General features: G+C 48.9%; 14 protein-coding genes. 9 read left to right on the top strand and 5 right to left on the bottom strand.

The window, feature by feature from the left end; all coding sequences use genetic code 11:
* Positions 1-5: 5 nt before the first annotated feature.
* The 6 genes from M4J38_RS11580 (at position 6) to M4J38_RS11555 (ending at position 10,310) form a co-directional block, all read left to right on the top strand.
* Positions 6-1,355 carry a RagB/SusD family nutrient uptake outer membrane protein gene (locus tag M4J38_RS11580; RefSeq protein WP_251759761.1) on the top strand — a complete coding sequence of 450 codons (1,350 nt, stop codon included), beginning with the start codon at positions 6-8 and terminating at the stop codon, positions 1,353-1,355.
* Between the two features lie 89 nt (positions 1,356-1,444).
* Positions 1,445-3,436 (top strand): TlpA disulfide reductase family protein, encoded by a 1,992-nt coding sequence (locus tag M4J38_RS11575; protein WP_251759760.1) that lies wholly within the window; start codon positions 1,445-1,447, stop codon positions 3,434-3,436.
* The gene (locus M4J38_RS11570) at positions 3,433-6,027 is read left to right on the top strand and encodes a prolyl oligopeptidase family serine peptidase (RefSeq protein ID WP_251759759.1); all 2,595 of its coding nucleotides are present in this window, start codon (positions 3,433-3,435) and stop codon (positions 6,025-6,027) included. The genes M4J38_RS11575 and M4J38_RS11570 overlap by 4 nt, the downstream gene beginning before the upstream one ends.
* A gap of 453 nt (positions 6,028-6,480) precedes the next feature.
* On the top strand, positions 6,481-8,910 hold the full coding sequence (locus M4J38_RS11565) for a glycoside hydrolase family 127 protein (protein WP_251759758.1): 2,430 nt from the start codon (positions 6,481-6,483) through the stop codon (positions 8,908-8,910).
* Between the two features lie 45 nt (positions 8,911-8,955).
* Positions 8,956-9,528, top strand: a complete 573-nt coding sequence (locus M4J38_RS11560; protein WP_251759757.1) for a Crp/Fnr family transcriptional regulator — start codon at positions 8,956-8,958, stop codon at positions 9,526-9,528.
* Positions 9,529-9,584: 56 nt separating this feature from the next.
* Positions 9,585-10,310: an SDR family oxidoreductase gene (locus M4J38_RS11555; protein ID WP_251759756.1), complete on the top strand. Its 726-nt coding sequence runs from the start codon at positions 9,585-9,587 to the stop codon at positions 10,308-10,310.
* Here the strand turns inward: M4J38_RS11555 and M4J38_RS11550 are convergent.
* Both M4J38_RS11550 and M4J38_RS11545 read right to left on the bottom strand, forming a co-directional pair.
* The gene (locus M4J38_RS11550; protein ID WP_251759755.1) at positions 10,300-11,010 is read right to left on the bottom strand and encodes a hypothetical protein; all 711 of its coding nucleotides are present in this window, start codon (positions 11,008-11,010) and stop codon (positions 10,300-10,302) included. The two genes, M4J38_RS11555 and M4J38_RS11550, sit on opposite strands and share 11 nt — an antisense overlap.
* A gap of 72 nt (positions 11,011-11,082) precedes the next feature.
* Positions 11,083-12,381: a M23 family metallopeptidase gene (locus tag M4J38_RS11545; RefSeq protein WP_251759754.1), complete on the bottom strand. Its 1,299-nt coding sequence runs from the start codon at positions 12,379-12,381 to the stop codon at positions 11,083-11,085.
* Positions 12,382-12,553: 172 nt separating this feature from the next.
* On the opposite strand from M4J38_RS11545, the gene M4J38_RS11540 reads away from it, so the two are divergent.
* Both M4J38_RS11540 and M4J38_RS11535 read left to right on the top strand, forming a co-directional pair.
* On the top strand, positions 12,554-13,105 hold the full coding sequence (locus M4J38_RS11540; protein ID WP_251759753.1) for a ferritin-like domain-containing protein: 552 nt from the start codon (positions 12,554-12,556) through the stop codon (positions 13,103-13,105).
* 260 nt (positions 13,106-13,365) lie between these two features.
* Complete coding sequence (locus M4J38_RS11535) at positions 13,366-16,128, top strand: PAS domain-containing protein (RefSeq protein ID WP_251759752.1); 2,763 nt, start codon at positions 13,366-13,368, stop codon at positions 16,126-16,128.
* Positions 16,129-16,550: 422 nt separating this feature from the next.
* Here the strand turns inward: M4J38_RS11535 and M4J38_RS11530 are convergent, their stop codons facing one another.
* On the bottom strand, positions 16,551-18,131 hold the full coding sequence (locus M4J38_RS11530) for a calcineurin-like phosphoesterase family protein (RefSeq protein ID WP_251759751.1): 1,581 nt from the start codon (positions 18,129-18,131) through the stop codon (positions 16,551-16,553).
* 65 nt (positions 18,132-18,196) lie between these two features.
* Complete coding sequence (locus tag M4J38_RS11525; RefSeq protein ID WP_251759750.1) at positions 18,197-19,492, bottom strand: Gfo/Idh/MocA family protein; 1,296 nt, start codon at positions 19,490-19,492, stop codon at positions 18,197-18,199.
* A gap of 298 nt (positions 19,493-19,790) precedes the next feature.
* Between M4J38_RS11525 and M4J38_RS11520 the strand changes: the two genes are divergently transcribed.
* Complete coding sequence (locus M4J38_RS11520; protein WP_251759749.1) at positions 19,791-20,174, top strand: YidH family protein; 384 nt, start codon at positions 19,791-19,793, stop codon at positions 20,172-20,174.
* Positions 20,175-20,177: 3 nt separating this feature from the next.
* Here the strand turns inward: M4J38_RS11520 and M4J38_RS11515 are convergent, their stop codons facing one another.
* Entirely contained in the window at positions 20,178-20,861 is a 684-nt protein-coding gene (locus M4J38_RS11515) for a type 1 glutamine amidotransferase (protein WP_251759748.1), read from the bottom strand.
* Between the last annotated feature and the right edge of the window lie 383 nt (positions 20,862-21,244).

Below are 21,244 nucleotides of genomic sequence, written 5' to 3'. Positions count from 1 at the left end.
TTGCAATGAAAAGAATTTATTTCCTTTTACTCATTATAGCGGTCGCCTCAGGTTGCCGCAAATTCGTGGAGATCGATCAGAATACAAATAGAACACTGACTTATACCAGTGATTACCGCGCTTTGCTCGACAACAACTTCACCATGGAATCCGGCTTCGGACAAGTAATTTATTCCAATGATGATACCCGGATACTGGATGTGAGCAAACAGAATGCGCTCTCCGATATCAACCAGAATGTATATACCTGGCAGGCGAAGTACCTTTCTGAAATACAGGGCGATGTGGACTGGGAGAATCTTTACAAGGTTATTTATACCGCCAACGAAGTGATCGCAGGCGTAATGGACAGCCAGCGTGGTACCACTGAACTGAAAGAAACGGTGCGCGCCGAAGCGTTGGTGCACAGGGCCTATTCCTATTGGTGCCTGGTTAATATTTACGCGAAGCAGTTCGACAGCACCACCGCTGCTACCGATCCCGGCGTACCCCTGCTTACCACGCCCAACCTGTTTGTGCCATTGGTACGTGCCTCTGTTCTGAATGTGTACAACCAGATCATTGAAGACCTCATTGCCGCGGAACCCCACCTGCTCGACGTGGCCGATTTTAATACGCGTCCATCCAAAGCGGCCGTGTATGCGTTGTTGGCGCGTACGCACCTCTTTACCCGGAATTTTAGTCAGGCAAAATTGTATGCGGAAAAAGCGCTTTTCATCAAAAATGAATTGCTGGACCTGCGTACTTATGAAACAAATGCTTCCGCCATTCCACGCCGCCTCCAGGATCCGCAGATCATCTTTTCCAAAAAGCAGGCGGGCAACTATGATGGTATTCAACTGGATACGGCGTTGCTTTCTTTGCTGGGTACCGATGACCTGCGCTACAAACTTTTCGTAAAACCCGGCGGAAGTTTTTCGCCCGCGTTCACCGGCTTCGGCTACTGGAGGCACCGTTATACTTTCGAAGGTATTTACCAGGGACCTTCCGTGCCGGAAATGATGTTGGTGAAAGCTGAAGTGGAAGCGCGTTCCGGCAATGCTGCAACCGCCATCGGCATACTGAACGAACTCAGGAAAAAACGTTTTTCCACGACTACTTATACCGACCTTCCTGTGGGCACCGCTGAAGAAGCATTGAACGCCGTGGTGCAGGAAAGAAGAAGGGAATTCTTTGGAACCGGCTTGCGCTGGTTCGATCAGAAACGCCTGAACAAAGATGCCGCCTTGCAGGTAACCGTTACCCGCTCTTTCAAAGGCAATAACTATACATTGATGCCCAACAGTGACCGTTACGTGTACCCGATAGGCGATAAATACATTCTCCTGAATCCTGAACTGAAACAGAATCCATAAACAAACAATCTCTTTATTGTTGGCGTAAGTGTGAGCCGGCCGGGGTTTTCCCACGGCTCGCACTTATTGTTCACGAAAAATTTCTGACGATGAAAAAACTGATGGCGGCAGCCGGCTGGCTGCTCTATGCGATGCCTTTTGCCCATGCGCAGAACGGTGCGGGAAAAATGAATGATTTTGGAATGCTCAAAGCGGGGGATACTTTCCAGGTCGCGTACAAGCCCGAAGATGGTCCGCTGAAAGGAAGTGATTCCATTGATGCGGTGGTGTACATGTACAACAACTACCGTTGGGAGTTGTCTGACCTCCCGCTCCGGAAGACCGATACCGCCTGGATTGGTCAGCTGAAGCTGCCGGAACAATGTGCTTTCGTTGGACTTAAATTTGTGCAGTGGAATAATGGAGAACTGGTTGCTTCAGACAACAACAATGACCGCGGTTTTGTAACCACCACTGTATCTAAGGATGGTGGTCGCGTGCCAGGTGCCGCATTGTCGTGGGCGCTCTTCAGGAAACCTTCCCTGCACATGGCGCCATCAGGCTATTTCGAGAAGTTTGAGATCAGCAACGAAGCGTTGGAATTGTGGGTACGCAAGGAAATGCAGTATTTCCCGGATAGCATGCACCGTTATTTCGACAGTTATATCGCGATGCTGAAGCACAAAGAGGATTACGATTTTCAAAACAATGTGGAAAGGAACCTGCTGAAGTTCGCCAATAATCCGCATATTGATGAAAGCGGGTATGCCATCATCGCCGATACCTACCGGATGCTGAAAATGAACGATAAGGCGGATTCTGTAAGAAAACGCATAATCACATTGTTTCCTTCGGGGAACGCTGCCCGGTTTGACCGTTCCCGCGCTGTAGGAGCGTCAAAGAGCATTGCGGAAATGATAACGGCTATGGAAGGCTTCCTGCGCGATTTCCCCATAAAGGACTACCTGCGGCAGCCGGTAAGAAATCAGGATCTCCTCTATTTCAACGCGTACCGTACCCTGGCCTCTGCATACTTTAACCAGGAGCAAAACGAAAAGATTTTCACCCTGGTGCCCGATATGAATTTCGCCACGCTCAACGAAGTGTTCAGAAGCAACCTCGACGCGGCGTTTACGGTGGGAAAAATATCCGCCGAAAAAGCATACTCCCTTTCTAAAGTGCTGATCAATGAAATGATCAACAAACAAAAGGATGGTTCTTACATGGAGCAGACGCGCTATTCGCCTTTGCAGTCGGACATGATCGCCTTAAAACACCTGGATGATAAACTTGGCATCCACATCAGGGTACTGGAAAAGCTGGGGAAGTACAAAGAAGCATTGTCCTACATGGCCAGGTTATCTGCCGAGGGTAAATACCGCTCAGTACTGGCACTGGAAGCACAGGTGAACATCCTGGAAAAAACAGGCAATAAAAAAGGCGCGCAGGAACTGCTCGAAAACAGTGTCAGGAAAAATATGGCTTCTCCCGTAATGCTGGCGCAGCTTAAAAAATATTATGCCGCAAAAAAAGGTTCCGAAAAAGGGTTTGACGCGTATGTGCAAGCCCTGAAGCCCGCCGCCGCCATGAAGGCGATGAAAGAAAAAATACGTGCGGAATTGATCAATGAACCCGGTCCTGTATTTGAACTGGAAGCCATGAACGGAGGAACGGTGAAAACCGCTGACTGGAAGGATAAGATCGTGGTACTCGATTTCTGGGCCACCTGGTGCTATCCCTGCAAAGCCGCTTTCCCTGGTATGCAAATGGTTGTTGACAAATATGCGAATGATAAATCTGTCGCTTTCTATTTTATCGCCACGATGGAACCCAATCCTGCTTTCAGGGACAATATCCGCAAGTACATCGCTGAAACAGGCTACCGTTTTAATGTGCTTTTTGATACGAACCTCAAGTTGGGACAAGCTGATAACATCGCTTACAATTCAATGCGCCACATATTTCAATCGTCGGGAATTCCCAGGAAAGTGGTGTTGAAAAATGGTGTGATCAGGTACACCAGTGAAGGTTACAATGGAAGTCCTTCGGAGTTGGCGGATGAAATCAGTGCCGTGATCGAAATTTTGAAATCTGAACAATGAGAAAATTACTTATAGGAATATGCGCTTTTTTCGCACTGGCTTCCACCGTGCAGGCGCAGAAAAAAGAATTGGATACCACCGCTTATAAACAATGGCGCAGGTTGTCTTCCCCCATCATTTCCCATACCGGAGAATGGTTGTTGTATGGGTATTTTATGGAAGATAACAATGACAGGTACCTTGTACATCCGAAATCGGGGAAAGAAATTATGCTGGAAGATGTCACCAATGCCGAGTTCTTTGGTGGGGGAAACTGGTTGAAGTACACGGTGAACAGGAACAACAAAGATTCGGTTCTGCTCCGCCAGCTTTCCTCCGGCAAAACCCTTCATTGGGAAGGTAATGTTTTTTTCAGAACATCGCCTGTATCGGAGCGTATCGTTTTTACGGAGTTTAAGCCGGATGGCAGCCGCATCGTGGTGCGCGATCTGTCAAAAGGGGATAGCGTAGTGCTGAATGGCATCGGCAGGCATTTTATCTTCGATAACGAAAGTTCCATTGTGTACATCAAAAACAAGGAACTGAGGTCCGGCGCATTGAAGGGGCCGCATGCGCTTTTGTTTGAAGGCGATATCACAGATATGTCTTTTGATGAAGCATTGAAGCAGGGCTCATTTGTGTCCGGTGACAAGCTCTATGTTTTTTCACTCAAAAACAAAACGGTGCGGGAATGGATGGACTTCAGCGTTATCCGTGCACCTGAAGGTTTTAAGTTTGAAAAGAAGGCCTATCCTGTAACCGCGGCAACACAGGTATTGCTGCTTGATTTGGCGCCCGCTGTAGCCCCGCAACGCAAGCTGCAGAAACCGCTGGACCCGGGCTTCGAACTGGAGCTGTGGACCTGGAACGAACCTGTCTTGCAAACAAAACAGCGGCGCGGCGTTTACGATAAGAACTACCAGAATTACCCTAAAGTAATCTATACTGCGGATACGCGTACCTGTAAGGAGATTGCGCCGGACGGTTCAGAAAGACTTATCGCGCCCTCCGCCGATGCTTTCAACTTTGTGTTCCGGACTGATCAGGAACCCTACAGGCTCCGTACCGACTGGACCTACGATCCCGCTTCAGATGTATATCTTATTGATGTAAGAACAGGCGAAAGTAAACTGGTGGTGAAAGATGCCGGGAATTTACCGGTATGGACACCGGGTGGGAAATTCGCCATCCGCTACAACGAGGTGGAACAACAATGGCAGGTGCTCGATACCGTGAGCCGTTCCTTTAAAAACATATCCTCCGGCATCGGATTCCCCGTTCATGACGAGGACCACGATTTTCCCCGTCCGGCTCCGGCTTACGGACTGGCTGGCTGGGCCGACCAGGGAAACAGTGTTGTGGTGTACGATCGCTACGACCTTTGGGTGATTGATCTGTCAGGAAAGAAAGCCCCTTATTCGCTCACCAAAGGCTACGGCAGGAAGCACCAGGTGCGCCTGCGTTTGCAGGGTGCGGAGTTCCAGGAAAAGCTGGATATCACCAAAAAATTGCTCTTCAATTCGTTCAATGAAAACACCAAATCAAAAGGTGTATACGCTTTTGAACCTGGAAAAGGAGTGGAGAAATTATTGGACGAACCCGCGTACAGTTCAAGAATTGATGTTGTTTCAGGAGATGGTACCACCTGTGTCTTCACCAAAGAAAGGTATACCATGCCACGTGATATCTGGTGGGCCGATACCAAGTTCCGTTCACCGAAAAAGATCACGGCCATTAATGCGCAACAGCAACAATACAATTGGGGAACCGTACGGCTCATAGCATGGAAAAACCTGGAAGGTAAACCAAACCAGGGCTTGCTGTACCTGCCTGAAAACTACGACAGCACCCGTTCTTACCCCACCATTGTGGATTTCTACCAAACACACAGTGAAGACCTGCACGAATACCTTTTTCCAGAACTCAGTACGGCCACCATTAATATCCCTACTTATGTGAGTAAAGGATACATTGTGTTCCGTCCCGATGTGCATTTTACCATCGGCGCACCCGGAGAAAGTGCCGTAAACGCCGTAATAAGCGGCACCCAGGCCTTGATTGAAAGGGGCATCGCTGATAAGAAAAGAATTGGCTTGCAGGGACACAGTTGGTCGGGTTACCAAACCCTCTACCTCATCACCCGCAGCAACCTCTTCGCGTGTGCCAATGCTGGCGCGGCGGTCTCCAACATGAGTTACAACTACTTCGCTATCCGGAACAGCGGCGCGCCCTGCATGTTCCTCTACGAAACAGGACAGTCGCGCATGGGCAAAAACCTCTGGGAAGACCAACAGGGGTACATCGACAATTCCCCCATCTACCGCGCCGACAAAGTACAAACCCCGCTTTTGCTGTTCCACTGCGATAAAGACGGCGCAGTAGCCTACACACAGGGCCAAAGCTTTTTCCTCGCCATGCGAAGACTAGGAAAGCCCGCCTGGCTGCTCAATTACAAAGGAGAAAATCATACCCTGAACGGCATCCCCGCTCAACACGACTGGACCATCCGCATGGAACAGTTCTTTGAACATTACCTGAATAAAAAGCCAATGCCCCGCTGGATGAAAGAAGGCATCAGCATCGATGAAAGAAAATTCGATCTGAAATATTAAACAGTAAGGGCTTTATCTGATACGGGCGGTTCCTTAAGAGCCGCCCGTTTTCGTTACAAGTTCAGCGTCAACTCCTCAATACTCCGCGTCGTGGCATCGTTGCGAGAAAGATATCCTCCCAACTCCTTAACGCCCTGCGTCGTGGCGTCGTTGCGAGAAATATCCTCACCAACTACCCAAGGCTCCGCGTCTGCGAGGTACGAAGCAGGCGTCGTTGCGAGCAATAAAATAAAACCATCTTCCCCCGAACTCCAGCGTCCCGCATACAAACAAGGCTTTGCGTCTTTCATTCCTTGCGTCTGCGCTGTGCGAAGCACAAAGCAGTTGCGTGAAAACACTCCTTCCCTGAAAACGTTTGCAAGACTCAAACCTTCCAAATGCAAATTCTCTAAATTAAATGTGTTTTGTACACTTATTAAATTTCGTTATTTTCACCACCTAATTGTTGCCATTATGATTGAAACCCTCGTTACCTTCCCAAGGCTTGGTAAAAAAGACGCACGTTCCATAGCATTTGAACTGCTCCCAACCATCTTTCGGAAAAAAATCATTGCGATAGCTTTGCTCTCTGCTCCAGTACTCGTTCATGCCCAAAAAGCGGAGCTCTTCCCCCTTTCTTCCATAAAACTACTGAACGGCCCTTTCCTCCGCGCGCAACAGGCTGATATGAAATACATGCTCTCCCTGGATGCCGACCGCTTACTGGCGCCTTACCGTAAAGAAGCCGGCCTCGCTCCCAAAGCGCAGAATTACGGCAACTGGGAAAATACCGGTCTGGATGGACATATCGGCGGCCATTACCTCTCCGCCTTGGCCAATATGTATGCGGCCACGGGGAACAAAGAAGTGAAAAAGAAACTGGATTATGCGGTAGCTGAATTACTGGCCTGCCAAGAGGCCGCGGGCAACGGATATACCAGTGGCGTGCCCGGGGGGAAAGCCATGTGGCAGAACGTAGCGGATGGAAAAATTAACGCGAACGGTTTTTCGCTCAACGGAAAATGGGTGCCACTGTACAATATCCACAAAACTTTCGCGGGTTTATACGATGCCTATACCATTGGCGGCAATGAATCAGCAAAAAAAGTACTGCTTGGTTTAACCGACTGGTTTTATAATTCCTTCTCCCCACTCACCGATGCACAAATACAGGACATGCTGCGCAGCGAACATGGCGGTCTCAACGAAGTGTTCGCTGATGTGGCACAGTTGACCGGCGATAAAAAATACCTGGAACTTGCCAAACGTTTCTCCGACCAGCGTATCCTTCAGCCGCTGCTGGAAAAAAGAGACGCGCTCACAGGACTCCACGCCAATACGCAGATACCCAAAGTGGTGGGTTACAACGCGGTGGCCAAAGCCGGTGGCGATCCCGCCTGGCGCGAAGCGGCGGATTTCTTCTGGAGTACCGTGGTACGCAATCGCTCTGTTTCCATTGGGGGGAACAGTGTTCGCGAGCACTTTCATCCCACCGACAACTTCAGTTCCATGATCGAATCGCGGGAGGGGCCTGAAACCTGCAATTCCTACAATATGTTGCGGCTTTCCAAAGGACTTTTCCTATCCCGTCCTTCGGCCCATTACATGGATTATTATGAAAGAACACTGTTTAACCATATTCTTTCTTCCCAACATCCGGAAACGGGTGGATTCGTTTACTTCACGCCCATGCGTCCCGGTCATTACCGTGTGTATTCACAACCGCAGGAAGGCTTCTGGTGTTGTGTGGGCTCAGGGTTGGAAAACCATGGTAAATACGGGGAACTCATTTATGCGCACAAGGGAGATGATGTGTTCGTGAACCTGTTCATGGCATCTGAACTGCAATGGAAAGAAAAAGGACTCACGCTCACGCAGACAACAACTTTTCCGGAATCGGAGCGAACTGAATTAAAGCTGGCGCTGAAAAAGAAAAAGAAATTCGTGTTGATGATCCGCAAACCTTCCTGGGTTGCCGGCACAATGACGGTCAGCATAAACGGAAAGCCTTTCGTTCCCGCAACCGGAGATTCAGCGCACTATATCACCATTGAACGCAATTGGAAGAATGGGGATAAAGTTACGGTGAAACTGCCCATGGAAACCCGTGCGGAAAGGCTGCCCGATCAATCCGAATGGGTGTCTTTTGTGCACGGGCCCATCGTGCTCGCCGCACCTATGGATACTTTAGGTTTGAACGGGCTTTTCGCGGATGGCAGCAGAATGGGACATGTGGCTTCCGGTCCTATCCGTCCGCTGGATGATGCGCCAATGCTGGTGGGCAACGAAAAGGAACTGGCCGCTAAAGTGCGTGCACAGCCGGGTGAACTGGTGTTCAATATTCCTCAGCCCGTGGTGCAGGAGAAGTACAGCAAATTGCAGCTGCGCCCTTTTTATATGGTCCACGATCAGCGATACACGGTGTATTTCCCATTCACAGAAGCATCAAAGCTTGAAAAAGTGCGGGCGGAAATGAAACAAAAAGAACTGGTGAAAATAACCCTGGATAACAATACGGTCGATAGGATAAATGCAGGAGAACAACAACCGGAGTCGGACCACGCATTCAAAGGAGAAAAAACGGAAACAGGGCTATTTAAAGAAGAGCGCTTCCGGAATGCGAAGGGTTGGTTCTCTTATGAAATGAACAACAAAGAAGGCAATGCATCCAAACTCCGCGTGGTGTATTTCGGCAGAGAAAGGAACCGTTCCTTTGATATTTACGTGCAAGGGCAAAAGCTGGCTTCCGTAGAAATGAAAGGCGACAAAGGGGATGACTTCTATGCGGAAGAATATGCACTGCCCGCATCCTTAAAAACATTACGCGGCAAGCTGGAAATAAAATTCGTTGCGCATGAGGGCAGTACCACGGCGAATGTTTATGAGGTGCGGCTGATGAAGTAGTGATGCGTGAACGTATCTTTAGGGAAATCAATATAGTTCCTGCTTATGGAGGTATTGCGTCAGTATATAACACAGTTCGTGGCGCTGGACGAAGCAGCGTGGATTGCCTTCAGCAATTTGTTTTCGGAACGTTCACTGGAAAAAGGCGCGTACTTCGCCCGTGAGGGCCGTGTGGAAAAAGAGATGGGTTTCCTGCTGCACGGCGTGATGCGCGCTTTCTACAGGGATGTTTCCGGAACCGAATACAATAAGTTCTTTTTTACGGAAAATGAATTCGCGGGCGCATATACATCACTGGTAATGCGGCAGCCGAATTACATCAATATAGAGGCGCTTACGCCCTGCACTTTATTGGTGGCTCCTTACGCCGGTATGCAAGCGCTTTACCGGGAGCACCGCGGTATAGAAACGCTGGCGCGTATGCTGGCCGAAAGTTTCTATTGCTACAAGGAGCGCCGGGAAATCCAACTGGTGCTGATGGACGCGGGGCAACGGTATAAATTGTTCCGGGAAGAGTACCCAGCGCTGGAAAACAGTATTCCTCAATACCATATCGCTTCTTACCTGGGTGTTACGCCTACACAACTCAGCAGGATACGCGCCCGGAAAGAAGCGTGATATCTTTACCTATGTAAATGGAATCCGTTTTGTTTCTCCTGAACATTGCATAAAAAATGCGTATTTCAGGAAATAAATTTTTGATTACCGGCGCTTCTGATGGAATAGGGAAAGCAATGGCATTGGCACTGGCAGATAAAGGCAATACCATTATCGCAATCGGCCGGAACCGGGAACGGCTAGAACAACTGTCCATCAGGCACTACGCTATAGTTCCTTTCTGTGCTGATCTCTCGCTTCAGCAGGATATTGATGGATTAATACGATTTATTCATGCCCAACATGCTGATCTGAATGTGCTCATAAACAATGCGGGTATTCAGTACAACTATTTTTGGGGAACTGAAGCACCTGGGGCGGTTCAGATAGAGGAGGAGTTAAAGGTGAATCTTTCGGCCCCGTTGCAATTGTGCGCAGGATTGTATCCTTTGTTACTGAAGCAGGAGGAAAGCGCTATCGTAAACGTATCCTCAGCATTGGCGGTAGTGCCCAAGGCTGATGCTGCGGTGTACGCGGCCACAAAAGCTGCCCTGCGTATGTTCTCTCAATCTTTAAGACTCCAGGATCAAAAGGTAAGAGTGTTTGAACTTGTTCCTCCCTTAGTGGATACGGCCATGACGAAAGGACGCGGAAAGGGAAAAATGCAGGCGGAAGAACTTGCTGCTCTATTCATCCGCCTGTTCGAAAAAGATGTATTTGAAATGAATGTCGGTAAGGTGAAATTGTTGAAATTGGTGCACCGGGTTTTTCCTGCCCTGGCGCTCCGTATCGTCAACAGGTGATGTATTTCACCAGACTTCTTTTTGCTACCGGCAACAACGTTTCATTCACCGGAAAACTGAGTTCGGTCTGGATGGCATACACGGCTGGATTGGGAAGTTCCTTTTTGTTCCGGATGATATCGGCTTTAATGTGTTCATAAGTATTGGCGATACTTCTTTGCCAACTGTCGAGGAACGTGGTGCGCATGCTCCTGTATTTTTCGTGATGCTTCTCAAAAATGGAGAGCCGGTAATGATAAACCAATGTGGTTTTGATGTTCCCGTTTGTGAGGAAAAAATAACCTTCCTGTGTATCCAGCGGCAGCAGCCCTACGGGGGAGATGTTCAGCTTTTCTTCCACGAAATCATAAATATCGGACCCGGTGCGCAGGGTGGAGTTGATATGTGTTTCGGCGTATTGGATAATGTTTTCAAGTTCAGCCATTACCTCATCGTCTTCCAGCATCTGTTCGTAAAGCAGTTGCAGCTTTTCGAGCTGGATACCCGTTAATTTTTTCGGGAACTGTTGCTGCAGGAACTGTTTGTTTTCTCTGAAGGAAACGATGTTGTTGTAATGGAACACTACTTCCGCCAGTTGCGGGTAGAGTTTGTTTTCTGAGAAGTAGCGGTTCACTTCCTGGAGGTACGCGAGCAGGGTGTATTTTTTCAGTTCAAAATCAATATAGCCTTCCGCGAACCAGGTTTCAGATAACTGTTTCATACACTAAAAGTTTGCTCCATTAATATAACAAAACCAGGTGGTAATTTCGTATGTACGGCGCTGAAAATTTTGTTAAGGAAGGTTGAGTATCCAGCCGGTAGTTGTTCCGCTTTTTACGAAAAGGTGGTTGTTGAAGCGGGCGAGCACCTGTATGCCAGTTCCTTTTTCCAAGGTTGTTTTAATGGGCGCATCTCCCTGAGGCGCAAATGCGAGTGCACTGTTTTCCCGCACTGTTGTTTGGGTATAGGGCTTATCAAGCGCCGATATACTGTTTGTGCTGATGAAACCTGTATGTCCGTTGGGAAGAATGGTTTTGTATTTTTTCTCTGGTGCAATGGCCTGGATGTATAGGAGGGTATTGGCCGGAAGTGAACTGTCTTTGTTGTTGATGGCGTTGGTCCACTGGGCTTTGGCGTTTGTGCGTACCAGTGTGCCCGGTTCATGACTGGTATTTTGAAGCGTTGGCGTTGCGGGTCGTTTATTGTTGATGAAAGGGTAGGGGTCAATGGCGCCGTTGCCGGTATATATTCCGAAATGGAGATGTGGTGGCGTGGTGCGTGCGTTACCTGTATTGCCCATTAATCCGATGGTGTCTCCTTGCTGTACTGTTTGTCCTGGGGATACCAGTTGCTCATCGAGGTGTGCATAATAGAGAGAAATGTTTTTTCCTTCCGGTTTCATAAAGATCACTTTCCCGCCGAGGTTATTCTCGCCTGTTCTCAGTATACGCCCATCCGCGGCTGCCAGCAAAGGCGTTCTTTTGGCGGCGAAAATGTCCACACCTTCGTGGGAGCGGTTTCCGCCGTCTCTTGCCGCGCCCCAGAAGCTGGTGGTTCTCGGATTCGCGTTCGCTGGTACAGGGAAGGCGAGTGATGGACCTGTTTGAATAGTGAGGGTGTAATTGCCGTTCGACAACAGTTCCGGCTGTATCCTCAACTGGTAAATGCCATCGCTCGGCACTTCGAATGTGATATTGTATGTGGTATCTGCGGCTTTAACCAGTTTGTGTTCCAGTTCTTTGTTCCTGGCCCAGAGTTCCATAAAGAGCCGAAAAGCGGAATCAGGATTCGCTTCCAGCGAAGCGGTAATCATTTCTCCCCTTTTCACTGAGAAACTGTATCCGGTGGCCCCTGGTGTTTCCGCGGAGAAATAACCTTTCTCTGTATAAGGCAGGGAGATGCTGGCCGGAGCGCTGAGGCTTTTTTTCGCGGCATCCATCCACTGTTTTCCCATGGCGCTGTTGTCTAATCCAAGCTGTGCGATCTTTTGCTGGTAAGCTTCGTGGGGTGTTTTGCCGGATAAAAAAGATTTTCCGGGTCCGGTACAACCGGCAAGCAGGAATAGCAGTAGCATGGGGTAGAACGCTTTCATAAAATTCATTTCATGAAATTATTCAATATACATGCCATGTGGCGAAAAATCAACGGGTAAGGGATGTCTCATTTCCAGCAAATTGTACATTGATCTTTACACCTTCTGTGCGAAAAGGCTGGTATGGCTTTTTCACGTTATTGATTATTGCCAATTATAAAATACAAATAGTATGAAAGCGACAAACAACAAAAAGATGCAAGGCGCAGCCAAGGGGTCCAATAACAACCATTCTATGTTAGAAGAATTCTTTGTGGATGAATTGCGGGATATCCTTTATGCGGAAAGAAAACTGGCGAAAACCTTGCCTGAAATGGCTGCCGCCGCTACCAATGAAGAGTTGCGAGCCGCTATAGAAAAACACCAGGGAGAAACGGAAACACAAGTGGAGCGCTTGCAGGAAGTGTTCGGTATGTTGGGGAAAGCGCCGCGTGGTAAAAAATGCGAAGCTATGGAAGGGTTGCTGGAAGAAGGAAAACAGGTACTGGAAGATACCGACGACGATACTTTCACCCGTGATGTGGCCATCATCTTCGCCGCGCAAAAAGTGGAACACTACGAGATTGCCACTTACGGCGGATTGGTACAACTGGCCACCCTGCTCGGGTACAGCGATGCCGCATCTTTGCTGCAACAAACGCTGGACGAGGAAAAACAGTGTGATATGGACCTGACCAATCTGGCGGAATCGCATATCAACGAAATGGCGTTGGAAGAAGAATAATCATCCAACCATATCCTATCAATACCGTCCGCGTAGTATATACAGGAGGTGTATCTTTTGATACGCCTCCTTTACATTTTAAACCTAAGGATGCCGTGGCTTTACGAAGCCAAAGACTCGACCTGCCGGGTCCACGTGTTTTACCTGGTCATCCGGAGCGCTCCGCTTTGCACGTTACAGGTAATGTAGTGCCGGGTATTATGGCACAATATTAATAGGGTAATCGTTACATTTGTTAACGCTTAAAACACCTTCTTACTATGCCGCACCGGGTAAATGCAGAAAATTCACCTTCGGAACAGATTGAAAGACTTGTTTTTGCCCTGAATGCAGCCGGCGTAGGCACCTGGAATCTTGATCCACAAAATAATACGGTCCATTGGGATGAGCGTTGCAGGGAACTGTATGGCTTTTCAGATGGAGAAAAAGTTGAATACGGACAGGTGCTGAAATACATTCATCCGGACGACCGTCCGCAGGTGGAAAAAGCTGTTGCGGAGGCCCTTCTGCCGGGTGCCACAGGCGGATACGATGCGCGTTTCCGGACCATTGGCGCTGATGGTAAACTGCGTTGGTTGCATTGCCGCGGACGTGCTTCTTTTGATGCGGAAGGAGTGCCGGTGCGCTTTTCAGGAACGGCGCTGGACGTAACCGCGGAAATGGAAGGGCAGGAAAAGGTGCGCCTGTCTGAAGCGATAGCCCAACTCGCATTGGAAAATTCAAACTCCTCTTACTTCTTGATTTCATTGGAAACAGGGGAAATGGAATATTCTCCTTCACTCGCCAAAGTGCTTACCGGTAATCCCACGCAGCAGTTAACGCGCCAGGATTTTATCGCCCATATCCATCCCGAGGACCGCCGTTTAAGAGAGGAAGCTTATAAGGTCGCGGAAAGAACAGGAAAATTAAACTACGAGGCCCGGGTAATATGGACCGATGGCAGCATCCACTGGATGAAAGCGGCGGGTTCTTACCTGAACGACATGCACGGCAAGCCCTATCTTTTCACGGGAACCGTTTATGACACCACCGCCGAACACCAGGGTAAATTAACGCTTGCGCAAAGTGAAGTCCGTTTCCGTTCACTCGTGGAGGAAGCCCCGGTGGCCACCTGCTTGTTCGTTGGTCCAGATATGAAGATTGAAGTAGCCAACGAAATTATGCTGAAGTATTGGGGCAAGGACAGGTCCATTATTGGAAAACCATTATTGGAAGGTGTTCCGGAACTGAGGGGCCAGGCTTTTATCAACATACTTAGCGAAGTGTACCAAAGTGGTGTGGCGTATGTGGCCAGGGCCGCGGAGGCGCAACTGGAACTGGATGGGAAACTTGGGACTTATTATTTTGATTTTACCTATAAGCCATTACGGAACGAAGCCGGTGAGGTGTATGCCATCATGGATATGGCCGTTGATGTTACCGAACAAGTTAAGGCCCGTAAGCAACTGGAAGAGAGTGAATTGTTTTCCCGGAGCCTGATCTCCAATTCGCCCGTCGCCAAAATGGTACTGATCGGGAAAGAACTGGTGGTCCGTACCGTGAACGGAAAGATGATGACCATGCTGGGAATCAGTGCACCACCCATTGGTAAAACACTCGATGAAGCCGTACCTGATCTGGATGATCCTGAAATAAAAGAAAAACTGCTTCAGGTGATGGAGCATGGCAGTACTTTTTTTCAGCATGAAGAAAGGCCCCCGCTCGTAAAAATTAATCGTTCTTATCCCGGTTATTACAATTACATCTACCAACCCTTACAAAATATCGCAGGGGAAATTTACGGGGTACTCATTACTGCAACGGAAATCACCGGGCAGGTGCTTGCCCGGCGAAAAGTAGAGGAAGTGGAAACCAGTTTGCGTGCCGCTATTGAACTGGCCGAATTGGGTACCTGGGAATTGGATACCCGCAATGAAACACTTTCCGTTTCTTCCCGGCTCCGCAACTGGCTCGGGTTTTCCAAACAAGAGGCCGTTACGCTCACTGGCATCTTCCGGCACATCCGTAAAGAAGACCGCGCTCATGTAATGATGGCATTGCGCAAATTGCTGCGCGAAGAAGGAAGTTCTATCGACATCAGTTTTTTTACTTCTGGTTCCAAACCAAGAATATTACACGCGCAGGGGAAATCTTTCCCCGGTCTGCACCGCATTGGTGGAGCCATTCAGGATGTAACCCGCCAGCGGATGATCCAGCTCGAACTGGAGCAGGTGGTGCAACAAAGGACCGAAGAACTCCAGGCCCTGAACGAGGAATTACAAACCACTAACGAAGAACTGGCCGATTCCAACGAGCAACTGATACGTTCCAATGAAGAGCTTGCACGTTACGCTTATGTGGCCAGTCACGATCTCCAGGAGCCACTCCGCAAAATCAGGATATTCACCAGTATGCTGGAAGGAAGCGATCAGCTATTGCCGGCACAAAAACAGTTGCTGGAAAAAGTGGGCATGGCCGCAGGAAGAATGACCAACCTTATCCAGAGCCTGCTCGATTATTCCCGTTTATCCGGGATGCAGGCATTGTGGCAGAAAGTGGCGCTCTCCGATTTACTGCTGGACATCACCAGCGATTTTGAACTGATCGTGGCGGAAAAGAATGCGGAGATACAAATAGCCTCTTTGCCTACTATCCGTGCCATTCAACTGCAAATGAACCAGTTGTTCCACAACCTGCTCAGTAATGCACTGAAATTCACGGGCAACAACAAACGCCCGGTCATAAAAATTGATACCGTTCCGGTGGATCAGGAAAACCTGAAGCTGATCCTGCCTTCCTACAACCCGTTAAGTGCGTATGTGCATATCCGTGTTTCCGACAACGGTATTGGTTTCGACCAGGAATACGCCACTCATGTTTTCGAGGTCTTCAAAAGGTTGCATACACGCGAGCAATATCCCGGTTCTGGTATTGGCCTGGCACTTTGTAAACGCATTGTGTCTAATCACGGAGGGCATGTGTATGTTGAGTCGGCGGTAGGCGTGGGTACTACGGTGCATGTGGTGTTGCCGGTGGAGGGGTGAATTTCTCGCAACGACGCCACGGCGCAACGCACTGCTTAGTTCCTCTCAGAAGCAAGGACGCAAGGAGTTGTTGGTTTGCAGCCTGTTAATTAATATTTTCTCGCAACGGCGCCACGGCGCAACGTTAGCGGTTGATTTAATATTCTGTTCAATATATACAGTAATGGCGTGGCTTAGAAAAGGCGCGCCATTTTATTTTAGGCCTTTGAGGATACAGCAGTGCACCCATTATTGTAATACTCAGCAAGTCTGTAATTAAACCTTTCGTCGCGCCGTGGCGTCGTTGCGAGAAACAAAAATCTCTTCGTTAAAAGAAATATCCCCAACCAACTTACGCCTTGCGTCCTTGCTCCTTTGCGTCCTTGCGAGAAACGAAGCAGTGCGTTGCGAAGTGCGAAGCACAAAGCAATTGCGTGAAACAACTATTTCTCCAACGCTGCCACCTTAAAACCACCCTTCTGCGTGAAAACTCTCCCGAACATATCCGTGGCCCGCACCTCAATCGTATGCTCACCCAATGCCAGGTTATTGGGAATCGCCGTTCTCCACAAATGCGAGGACGCCTCGGGATTGCTTGGCCTTTTACCGGGAATCAATGTTTCGCTGTGATCGAACTTATGCAGGATTCCCAGGAAGTTAGGATCGAAGTTTTCCGCGAACTCCATTTTTTTCCACTTGGCATTGTCGATCTTGTATTCCACTTTTGAATCTTCCCTGCCCATGAAGAAATTCGCGTAGATGCCCGCGGAAGTTTTCTTTTTGAAAGGAATCACTTTAGGCGCGAAAATTTCGATCTGGAACGAAGCGGGCTTGCTGGCCACTTTATAATCGATCACATATTGGTTACCGTTAAAGTGGAGGAACGCGTAGCCTTTTGGCGTACCGTCGCGCATGGTGCTGTAGGGAATGCCGTTTTCATCCAGCTGACCGGAATACCAGTCGCCTGAAGTGGTGCCTGCATTGTATTCGTGGTGCGGGGTGTTGCGGAGCCAGCCGTCTGATTTACCGTAAAGGTCGTTCCTTTGCAGGTGCGTGTGGGCGGAGAGGGAAAGGGTATGGGGGAAGCGTTGCAGCAGTTGGAACAGGCGGTTGCGGTCTTCCGGACGGAAAGCATCGTTGTACATCTTTAAGGGGATGTGCATGGAGAAAACGATCAGCTTGGAGGTGTCTACAAGTTTCAGGTCGTTTTCGAGGAAACGGAGCTGGTCTTCGCGGAATCCGCCCCAGTAGCCTTTTCCATCACGGGGATCGGGGTAGATGATGTCGTCCAGTACGATGAAGTGCACATTGCCTTCGTTGAACGAATAGTTGGCCGGGCCGAAATTCGCTTCGTAGGTTTCATCTGAAAGTGAGTCCGTAACGGCATCATAGTTCATATCGTGGTTGCCGATCACATTGTACCAGGGGATACCTACTTTCTGAACGGCATCAATGTAGGGGTTGTGAAGATCGAGGTTGTCGCCAACGAGGTCGCCCAGACTAAGCCCGAAGCTGATGCCTTTGATGCCTTCCACTTCTTTCACGATACCTCTGGAGAAATAATCGATTTCTTCCAGGGTATATGGTTGCGGATCTCCGAATACGAGTGCTGAGAATTTATCTTCCTGAATAGTAGGTATCACGGCGAAATCGATAGAGCCGGGCAGGGGGCCTGTTGGTGCGCTGCCTTTGAACTTAAAATTCGCGGGTGTGCCAACAGGTTTATGGATGTGGTAGAAAATGGGTTGGTTCTTACTGTTCAGCGGTAATTTATAACCGGAAGGCTTTACGACGAAGATGATGTTGTCGTTTCCGATGGGGAGTTCGTAGGCCCCGTTTTTATCGGTAAGTACCACTTCAACCCCGTTCGAAACGGCAACGCCTTCAATTCCTTTTTCTTTCTTGTCTTTCTTTTTGTTCCCGTTTGTATCAGTGTAAACAAAGCCTTTAGCGGGTGTTTGTGCCTGTGAGGTTGTTGCAAGGGTGAGCAACCACAAAAAACAGGTGGCGCGGAGTAATTTCATGTTCCAGTATTTTGGGCGCAAAATTACAGCGTGCCACCTGCCGTGGATATGAAGAAATCGTTACGTTATACCGAAGGTATTTTGTAGCTGTTGTTGTAAGAGGCCGTTAATAATTTATTGGCGGCCTTATCATCGAACGCGCCTTTCTTTTCGTTCCAGTAAATTTTCTTCCCGGTACGGTAGGCGATGTTCCCCATTTGTGAGAAGATAGCGATGTGCGCGCCTGCTTCCACGGGCGCGTTCAGCAGTTCCGGTTTCCTGGCTTTCACGGCGGCTACGAAGTTGGCGGTATGCATGTCTAGCCCGCGGTCCACACTTTTTTGGAGGGGAACGGCTTCCAGTTTCGTGCCATCTGGTATCACTTCCCATCCGCCACGGTTCACGACCAGTGTGCCGTTGTTACCGAGAAAGGCCACGCCGTGGTCGCGGTTGTAAGGACCACCGTTGATGCCGGTGGCGTGTTCCCATTGAATGTTGAACCCGTCAAATTCATACAGTGCGGTGAGGGTATCCGGTGTTTCTGCCGCATCATCGGGGTAGGCGAATTTGCCTCCGCTGGCCACCACGGATTTAGGTGTATGCGCTTTCATTCCAATCAGTGCGAAGTCGAGCATGTGCACACCCCAGTCGGTCATCAATCCGCCGGCATAATCCCAATACCACCTGAAATCGAAATGGAAACGGTTGGGGTTGAACGGACGTTTTTTCGCGGGGCCGAGCCACATATCGTAGTTCACGCCTTCCGGAACGGGACCATCGGGCTTAACGGGAATGCTTTTCATCCATCCCTGGTAGGCCCAGGCTTTCACCAGCCGTATCTTCCCGAGTTTGCCTGAATGCACATAGGCCATGGCATCTTTGAAGTGCTGCTGGCTTCTTTGCCATTGTCCTACCTGCACAATGCGGTTGTATTTTTTAGCTGCTTCGGTCATGGCGTTGCATTCCACGATGGAGTTGCCGAGTGGTTTTTCTACATATACATCTTTACCTGCGGCGCAGGCTTCAATCATCATCAGGCAGTGCCAGTGATCTGGCGTCCCGATGATCACGGCATCCACATTTTTATCGGCCAGCAGGTCGCGGTAGTTGCCGTAGGTTTTCACTTTAATGTTCTTCGCTTCCAGTTCTTTTACACGCTTGTCCAGTTCGCGTGCATCCACATCGCAAAGGGCGGTGCATTCCACGTCGGGGAGTTTGAGGAAAGAAGACAGGTTGCTCCAACCCATCCCTTTAACGCCGATCAGTCCGAGTTTTAGCTTTCCTTCCAGGGCGAAACTCCTGATGCCGGGAAAGGCGGATACCGCACCGGTGTAAGCGGCAAGGGCGGCTGTGGTAGCAATGAATTTTCTTCTGCTGTTCATAATGGCATGTTTGTATGGTATGAAATGATGTTCGGGAATCATTTGAAAGAAAGAACTACGGGTTATATACACAGTAATTTCCAGCCCAATTTTTCCTGCCGGATACTACCTGTTCACATGGCGCGAAAATTGTTTGCCATGAAGACATAGTCTGTTCTTTCAATAAAAATTCAATTTAATGTTTTGATCCTGAATTGCCCTCCTTGATCCGGGAAGAAATTCTTACAGGTTAAAATAGTATTGGGGTACGAAAAAATAGTACAATCTTTCGGTAATTTTAAGAAAACCAGGCATGAATATGGAGCCGAAGCAACCTCAGAAAAATACGAATGAGCACCTGGCCAACGAACGTACTTTGCTGGCCTGGGTGCGAACGGCCATCGCCATTATTACTTTCGGGTTCGTGATCGTGAAGTTTTCTCTTTTTCTCCGACAGATGGCCATTGTAACGGGGAATGAATCCGCGGTGCCGCGTACAGGTTTTTCAGGACCCGTGGGAACGCTGCTGGTAATACTGGGCGCATTGGGATTGGTATTTGGAACCATCCGGTACCGGAAAGCCGAACAACAGCTGAACCGTGGCGAATACACGCACCGCTCCGGGTGGCTGTATGTTTTTATAGGCTTTATGTTGGCGATAAGTCTGGTGCTGGTGGTTTACCTTGTAGAAACGGCATTGTAAACATCAGGAGAAGAGTTTGGTCAGGATAAGTTCCATTGTTTCATGCGCTTTTAGCAGGTGTTCTTCCTTTACGGGCTGGGCGGTGGTTTGAACGTACTTTCCGGTGGTTATTGTCCCGGAATGGCTGTACATGTTTTCTATATCTTCCCGGCGCACTTCAGGATGAAACTGGATGCCCGCAACTTTGTCGCCGATCGTGAATAACTGGTTCCGACACGCGGGTGTGGAGCATTGAAGCACCCCGTTGGGCGGAAGATGGAAGGTGTCGCCATGCCAGTGGAAGTAGAACTGTTCTTTTGAAAGTGGCGCGTTTAACCATTCAGACATTGAATCGTGCCAGTGTACCGGGAGCCAGCCAATTTCCTGCCCCCCGTTTTCAAATACTTCAGCGCCTTGTGCAACGGCAATCAGTTGCGCTCCCAGACAAATGCCCAATACCGGTTTTCCCGCTTCAATCATTTCGCGGATGAAACGTTTTTCGTTGATCAGCCACGGGTATTTCGCTTCCTCGTATACATTCATCGGGCCGCCCATAATAATCAGCGCGTCAATTTCATGAAGGGGCGGAAGGGCATATTTTTCTTCAAAAAAATAAGTATAGGTTAAACGATGTTTCTTCGCCAGCAGCCAGTCTTTCATGATGCCTGGTCCTTCAAAATCCACGTGCTGGAAAATATGTACGTTCATTTATAATGTTTTGAAGGTGTAAAATAATGCATTCGTTCTGAATGATAACAGGGAAGAACCTGGTTGCTGATGTGGCCGGTGTTGAAAACTTCTGCTTTCCTTTACAGCTTCTTCCAGCTCTTCAGGTAGACTGTCTCAAACCAGGAATACGGATGCAAGATGCTTGGGTGTTGCATGTTTTTTAACGGTGTCGATTACGTTTTTTCACCAGTACATCAGCAGAAAAAAACGAAATCCCGGGGTAAAAAACATACCCGGTGCCACCGGGTCCCGGTGTTTACACCGGGTTTTTGTACTCATGCAGTAATTCGTTCACCGTGTAATCACGGTTGTGAAGAGGTGTAGTTGCACCGAAGCGTTTGCCGGAAAATCACTGTGTGCCG

Origin of the sequence: Parasegetibacter sp. NRK P23 (assembly GCF_023721715.1) — a bacterium.
GTDB lineage: Bacteria > Bacteroidota > Bacteroidia > Chitinophagales > Chitinophagaceae > Parasegetibacter.
This window is presented reverse-complemented; position numbering and strand designations above follow the sequence as displayed.